Source organism: Escherichia sp. KCJ4928 (assembly GCF_004352695.1).
Lineage (GTDB): Bacteria > Pseudomonadota > Gammaproteobacteria > Enterobacterales > Enterobacteriaceae > ECMA0423.
In genome coordinates, this window is record NZ_SJWV01000187.1 from 1 (window position 1) to 7,486 (window position 7,486).

Below are 7,486 nucleotides of genomic sequence, written 5' to 3' on the forward strand. Positions count from 1 at the left end.
AATATTTACTCCGTATTTGCATAAAAACCATGCGAGTTACGGGCCTATAAGCCAGGCGAGATATGATCTATATCAATTTCTCATCTATAATGCTTTGTTAGTATCTCGTCGCCGACTTAATAAAGAGAGAGTTAGTGTGAAAGCTGACAACCCTTTTGATCTTTTACTTCCTGCTGCAATGGCCAAAGTGGCCGAAGAGGCGGGTGTCTATAAAGCAACGAAACATCCGCTTAAGACTTTCTATCTGGCGATTACCGCCGGTGTTTTCATCTCAATCGCATTCGTCTTCTATATCACAGCAACCACTGGCACAGGCACAATGCCCTTCGGCATGGCAAAACTGGTTGGCGGCATTTGCTTCTCTCTGGGGCTGATTCTTTGTGTTGTCTGCGGAGCCGATCTCTTTACTTCCACAGTGTTGATTGTTGTTGCTAAGGCGAGTGGGCGCATCACCTGGGGTCAGTTGGCGAAAAACTGGCTAAATGTCTATTTTGGCAACCTGGTCGGCGCACTGCTGTTTGTACTTTTAATGTGGCTTTCCGGCGAGTATATGACCGCAAATGGTCAATGGGGACTAAACGTCCTACAAACCGCCGACCACAAAGTGCACCATACTTTTATTGAGGCCGTCTGCCTTGGTATCCTGGCAAACCTGATGGTATGTCTGGCAGTATGGATGAGTTATTCTGGCCGTAGCCTGATGGACAAAGCGTTCATTATGGTGCTGCCGGTCGCGATGTTTGTTGCCAGCGGTTTTGAGCACAGTATCGCAAACATGTTTATGATCCCGATGGGTATTGTAATCCGCGACTTCGCATCTCCGGAATTCTGGACCGCTGTCGGTTCTGCACCGGAAAATTTTTCTCACCTGACCGTGATGAATTTCATCACTGATAACCTGATTCCGGTTACGATCGGCAACATTATCGGTGGTGGTTTGTTGGTTGGGTTGACATACTGGGTCATTTACCTGCGTGAAAACGACCACCATTAATGGTTGTCGAAGTACGCAGTAAATAAAAAATCCACTTAAGAAGGTAGGTGTTACATGTCCGAGCTTAATGAAAAGTTAGCCACAGCCTGGGAAGGTTTTACCAAAGGTGACTGGCAGAATGAAGTAAACGTCCGTGACTTCATTCAGAAAAACTACACTCCGTACGAGGGTGACGAGTCCTTCTTGGCTGGCGCTACTGAAGCGACCACCACCCTGTGGGACAAAGTAATGGAAGGCGTTAAACTGGAAAACCGCACTCACGCGCCAGTTGACTTTGACACCGCTGTTGCTTCCACCATCACCTCTCACGACGCTGGCTACATCAACAAGCAGCTTGAGAAAATCGTTGGTCTGCAGACTGAAGCTCCGCTGAAACGTGCTCTTATCCCGTTCGGTGGTATCAAAATGATCGAAGGTTCCTGCAAAGCGTACAACCGCGAACTGGATCCGATGATCAAAAAAATCTTCACTGAATACCGTAAAACTCACAACCAGGGCGTGTTCGACGTTTACACTCCGGACATCCTGCGTTGCCGTAAATCTGGTGTTCTGACCGGTCTGCCAGATGCATATGGCCGTGGCCGTATCATCGGTGACTACCGTCGCGTTGCGCTGTACGGTATCGACTACCTGATGAAAGACAAACTGGCACAGTTCACTTCTCTGCAGGCTGATCTGGAAAACGGCGTAAACCTGGAACAGACTATCCGTCTGCGCGAAGAAATCGCTGAACAGCACCGCGCTCTGGGTCAGATGAAAGAAATGGCTGCGAAATACGGCTACGACATCTCTGGTCCGGCTACCAACGCTCAGGAAGCTATCCAGTGGACTTACTTCGGCTACCTGGCTGCTGTTAAGTCTCAGAACGGTGCTGCAATGTCCTTCGGTCGTACCTCCACCTTCCTGGATGTGTACATCGAACGTGACCTGAAAGCTGGCAAGATCACCGAACAAGAAGCGCAGGAAATGGTTGACCACCTGGTCATGAAACTGCGTATGGTTCGCTTCCTGCGTACTCCGGAATACGATGAACTGTTCTCTGGCGACCCGATCTGGGCAACCGAATCTATCGGTGGTATGGGCCTCGACGGTCGTACCCTGGTTACCAAAAACAGCTTCCGTTTCCTGAACACCCTGTACACCATGGGTCCGTCTCCGGAACCGAACATGACCATTCTGTGGTCTGAAAAACTGCCGCTGAACTTCAAGAAATTCGCCGCTAAAGTGTCCATCGACACCTCTTCTCTGCAGTATGAGAACGATGACCTGATGCGTCCGGACTTCAACAACGATGACTATGCTATCGCTTGCTGCGTAAGCCCGATGATCGTTGGTAAACAAATGCAGTTCTTCGGTGCGCGTGCAAACCTGGCGAAAACCATGCTGTACGCAATCAACGGCGGCGTTGACGAAAAACTGAAAATGCAGGTTGGTCCGAAGTCTGAACCGATCAAAGGCGATCTCCTGAACTACGATGAAGTGATGGAGCGCATGGATCACTTCATGGACTGGCTGGCTAAACAGTACATCACTGCACTGAACATCATCCACTACATGCACGACAAGTACAGCTACGAAGCCTCTCTGATGGCGCTGCACGACCGTGACGTTATCCGCACCATGGCGTGTGGTATCGCTGGTCTGTCCGTTGCTGCTGACTCCCTGTCTGCAATCAAATATGCGAAAGTTAAACCGATTCGTGACGAAGACGGTCTTGCTATCGACTTCGAAATCGAAGGCGAATACCCGCAGTTTGGTAACAATGATCCGCGTGTAGATGACCTGGCTGTTGACCTGGTAGAACGTTTCATGAAGAAAATTCAGAAACTGCACACCTACCGTGACGCTATCCCGACTCAGTCTGTTCTGACCATCACTTCTAACGTTGTGTATGGTAAGAAAACTGGTAACACCCCAGACGGTCGTCGTGCTGGCGCGCCGTTCGGACCGGGTGCTAACCCGATGCACGGTCGTGACCAGAAAGGTGCTGTAGCGTCTCTGACTTCCGTTGCTAAACTGCCGTTTGCTTACGCTAAAGATGGTATCTCCTACACCTTCTCTATCGTTCCGAACGCACTGGGTAAAGACGACGAAGTTCGTAAGACCAACCTGGCTGGTCTGATGGATGGTTACTTCCACCACGAAGCATCCATCGAAGGTGGTCAGCACCTGAACGTTAACGTGATGAACCGTGAAATGCTGCTCGACGCGATGGAAAACCCGGAAAAATATCCGCAGCTGACCATCCGTGTATCTGGCTACGCAGTACGTTTCAACTCGCTGACTAAAGAACAGCAGCAGGACGTTATTACTCGTACCTTCACTCAATCTATGTAATTAGATTTGACTGAAATCGTACAGTAAAAAGCGTACAATAAAGGCTCCACGAAAGTGGGGCCTTTTTTAGCACGAGAGCCTTTTTTGTCAGCTATCTATACTCTAAGGTGACTGCCAAAACAGACTCGACGTAGCCTTCGAGCTGCGCACCAACACGGCCTCAGATGGGCCACATCTGGAGAAACACCGCAATGTCAGTTATTGGTCGCATTCACTCCTTTGAATCCTGTGGAACCGTAGACGGCCCAGGTATTCGCTTTATCACCTTTTTCCAGGGCTGCCTGATGCGCTGCCTGTATTGTCATAACCGCGACACCTGGGATACGCATGGCGGTAAAGAAGTTACCGTTGAAGATTTAATGAAAGAGGTGGTGACCTATCGCCACTTTATGAACGCTTCCGGCGGCGGCGTTACCGCATCCGGCGGTGAGGCAATCCTACAAGCTGAGTTTGTTCGTGACTGGTTCCGCGCCTGCAAAAAAGAAGGCATTCATACCTGTCTGGACACCAACGGTTTTGTTCGTCGTTACGATCCGGTGATTGATGAACTGCTGGAAGTAACCGACCTGGTAATGCTCGATCTCAAACAGATGAACGACGAGATCCACCAAAATCTGGTTGGAGTTTCCAATCACCGCACGCTGGAGTTCGCCAAATATCTGGCGAACAAAAATGTGAAGGTGTGGATCCGCTACGTTGTTGTCCCAGGCTGGTCTGACGATGACGATTCAGCGCATCGCCTCGGTGAATTTACCCGTGATATGGGCAACGTTGAGAAAATCGAGCTTCTCCCCTACCACGAGCTGGGCAAACACAAATGGGTGGCAATGGGTGAAGAGTACAAACTCGACGGTGTTAAACCACCGAAGAAAGAGACCATGGAACGCGTGAAAGGCATTCTTGAGCAGTACGGTCATAAGGTAATGTTCTAATTTCCCCGTAAAGCGGCAACTTTATTGAGTTGCCGCTTTTTTATTCCGCGCTTCATTCTGCTACAGCGTTTTTAACACATCTTATAGTGCATCTACCATATCCCGTACCTGAGATAATAACGACTGATAATAGCTCGCGTGAAGTTCTTCCCCATCGAATACCACTGTATTATACAAGAAAGTGACATCGGCATCTTCAATACCAAGATAACTGCACATATTTTTTAAATAATCGCTTATATTTTTTTCCCAGCCCATCTGGACAAATGATTCTTTGTCTCCTCCAACCAGCGCCACCCAACGAACTTTATTGAATGGTAATTTGTGCCCATCTCCATAAGCCAGCCCATTATTCCATACTCTGTCAATATATCCTTTTAGCATTGCCGGGAAGCTGTACCACCAGAGAGGAAAAACCACCACTAACGTGTCATGCTCAAGCAGCTCTGAATAAAGCTGATGAACCTCTGGAGAATAACGTTTATCCATATTCTTCCAGTCTGGTTCATCTTCCGACGTCATCACCGGGTTGAAATTACGCCGATATAAATCGAGTTCCGTCACCTGTATTTTCCGCTCCATTGCCCGCTGATGGATCGCATCAGCAATATGTGCGGTCAATGAATCATGACGAGGATGGGCCCATACCAAATAAATACGTTCAGACTGCATAATTTTACCTCCACGTTAAGTTCTGGAGCGCACTTTACGCAGGCGGCATAATCCTGTAAACGTGATGATTCAGGATGAGTTAATGAAGGATTTTCACTAATGCGGATGAATATGTCTGACTTTGCCACTTTCTTTGCCGTGGCCCGTAATCAAAGCTTTCGTGCAGCGGGCGATGAATTAGGCTTATCCTCGTCCGCCATTAGCCATAGTATTAAAACACTGGAACAACGTCTTAAAATTCGCTTATTCAATCGGACAACCCGAAGCGTATCGTTAACGGAAGCGGGTTCTAATCTCTATGAACGATTGCGCCCAGCTTTCGACGAAATTCAGATCATGTTAGATGAGATGAATGATTTTCGTCTGACACCGACAGGAACGCTCAAAATCAATGCCGCCCGGGTAGCTGCACGTATATTTTTAATGCCTTTACTGGTTGGTTTCACACGTGAATATCCTGATATTAAAGTCGAGCTCACAACTGACGATTCTCTTGTCGATATCGTCCAACAGGGCTTTGACGCTGGCGTTCGACTTAGTGGCATCGTCGAAAAAGATATGATCAGCGTGGCGATCGGCCCACCAGTGAAATTATGTGTAGCAGCAACGCCAGAGTACTTTGCAAGATATGGCAAACCCCGCCATCCTCATGATCTGCTTAATTATCAATGTGTTGTTTTTCGTTATCCCAGCGGCAAACCTTTCCACTGGCAATTTGCAAAGGAGCTGGAAATTGCTGTCGCAGGAAATATCATTCTGGATGATGTTGATGCTGAACTGGAGGCCGTTTTGATGGGTGCTGGTATCGGGTATCTGCTCTATGAACAGATCAAGGAGTACCTTGATACTGGTCGTTTAGAATGTGTACTGGAAGACTGGAGCACAGAGCGTTCAGGCTTCCAGATCTATTATCCAAACCGCCAGTATATGTCCTGCGGCTTGCGCGCATTTCTCGATTATGTAAAAACGGGTCAGATCTGCCAGAGTCAGCGTCACCGACCACAATAATTATTTACTATTCGCTTTACGCGCCAGCAGCGGGAAAATCAGTCCTAATCCTACCAGCACAAACGGCGTTGCAACATTCAGCGCCAACTGGAAGGTCCACTCTGCAGTGAAGGCTTCCATTTTCGGGAAGATCCCCGTCAAACAGGCAAAGGCGGTAAAGGCAAAACACCAAATCCCGACGGTCATTGCCAGAGGCTTATTACGAATAAAGACATATTCTGGTTTATATTTCTGCGCCAGGCGAACGACTGCAATAAATGCAACAAATACCCATAAATAACGCAGCGGCATCACTACCGAGTTAAGATTCAACAGCCATTTATAGAGATTGTTCATATCACCGATGCCGAGAGTCGGCAGCATAATCAGAATTGCCACCAGCACCAGGGTCAGAAAATAGCCATTAACGGGCGTACCAGAAGCGTTGGTACGACATAAACTGGCTGGAATATATTTGCTGTCAGCATCACCTAATAGCACTTTAAGCGGGGCATCAATCGAGAATACCAGCGCAGCTACTTGTCCCAGGGTATTCGCAATGGCGTAAATCACCATTAAAGTATTACCCATGTTGTAATACTCGCCCAGCTTCTGAAAGGCGTAATATTGACCGTTAGTCATTAAGTCATCCGGGATATTACGCGAGTCAAACATCATCCCCATCGCCAGTGAGCCCAGAATGGCACAAACCGCAACCATCACCGCCAGGCATAGCATCCCTTTTGGAAATTCTTTTCCTGGGTTGCGCGTTTGATTAACGTAAGGAGAAATCTTCTCTGCTCCGCCAACCGCGAAAACCAGCATTGAAATAGTGGTAATGTAGGTAAAGTCGATATGAGGAATGAACGTTTCCCAGGTAATGTTTGTGGTCGCAATATGCACTTCAGTAATCGCAGGCGCGGTTACCGCCATCGCCACATACAGGAGCGACATAACAAACATCGCAATCCCTGCCACAGAACCGACGATTTTCAGCGATTTCATACCGCGTGAAGCAACCCACATAAAGAAGATAAACAGCACCAGCGTTAACCCCTGTAACGCTACGACTGAATATTCTTTGATTAGCGAACCGTCGCCTTTCATCGCCCAACCGAGCGCAATCAGAATTGCCTGGGGTTTTTGTGCCAGATAGGGAATATGCACCACCCAGTAGGTCCACGCGGCGAGATAAGCCAGTCCGGGTCCCATCGTGTGTTTAATCCAGGTACTGACCCCGCCCTTCCCATCTTTGAAGGTCGAGCCTAACTGACCAACAATTAGCGCATAAGGTGTGAAATAGAGTGCAAAGATAAACACCCATGAAAAAACAACCACCAGCCCCTGGTTGGCATAGTTATTAACAACGTTGCCAAAACCCCAGACAGTGATAAAAGACATCAGCGCAATGTTGTACCATCGCAACTGTTTTTCCTGAACATTCCCAGCCATAGACAAATCCTTCGCCAAAATTAAAGGGGCATCTGTAAAACGAGGGATTATGCGCGGCAAATAAGAAGTGCGGAAATAGCGAAATGCAAAATTATAACCTGCTGCACATTTT

The 7,486-nt window shown here is 48.0% G+C and carries 6 protein-coding genes; 4 read left to right on the forward strand and 2 right to left on the reverse strand.

Going from position 1 to position 7,486, the window contains the following annotated elements; all coding sequences use genetic code 11:
• Positions 1-136: 136 nt before the first annotated feature.
• The 3 genes from focA to pflA all read left to right on the forward strand — a co-directional run bounded on the left by focA (position 137) and on the right by pflA (position 4,263).
• Positions 137-994, forward strand: coding sequence for a formate transporter FocA (focA, locus tag E0D98_RS19565; RefSeq protein WP_000642546.1), 858 nt, complete (start codon positions 137-139; stop codon positions 992-994).
• 54 nt (positions 995-1,048) lie between these two features.
• Positions 1,049-3,331, forward strand: a complete 2,283-nt coding sequence (gene pflB, locus E0D98_RS19570; protein WP_001292820.1) for a formate C-acetyltransferase — start codon at positions 1,049-1,051, stop codon at positions 3,329-3,331.
• A gap of 191 nt (positions 3,332-3,522) precedes the next feature.
• Positions 3,523-4,263 (forward strand): pyruvate formate lyase 1-activating protein, encoded by a 741-nt coding sequence (gene pflA, locus E0D98_RS19575; RefSeq protein WP_000111043.1) that lies wholly within the window; start codon positions 3,523-3,525, stop codon positions 4,261-4,263.
• An 81-nt stretch (positions 4,264-4,344) separates the two neighbouring features.
• On the opposite strand, the gene E0D98_RS19580 is transcribed toward pflA, so the two are convergent.
• Complete coding sequence (locus tag E0D98_RS19580; RefSeq protein WP_047089278.1) at positions 4,345-4,935, reverse strand: NAD(P)H oxidoreductase; 591 nt, start codon at positions 4,933-4,935, stop codon at positions 4,345-4,347.
• A gap of 99 nt (positions 4,936-5,034) precedes the next feature.
• On the opposite strand from E0D98_RS19580, the gene E0D98_RS19585 reads away from it, so the two are divergent.
• A complete protein-coding gene (locus E0D98_RS19585; RefSeq protein WP_047086300.1) occupies positions 5,035-5,943 on the forward strand; it encodes a LysR family transcriptional regulator in 909 nt (302 codons plus the stop codon).
• Here the strand turns inward: E0D98_RS19585 and E0D98_RS19590 are convergent, their stop codons facing one another.
• On the reverse strand, positions 5,944-7,374 hold the full coding sequence (locus E0D98_RS19590) for an amino acid permease (RefSeq protein ID WP_000918506.1): 1,431 nt from the start codon (positions 7,372-7,374) through the stop codon (positions 5,944-5,946).
• Positions 7,375-7,486 lie beyond the last annotated feature (112 nt).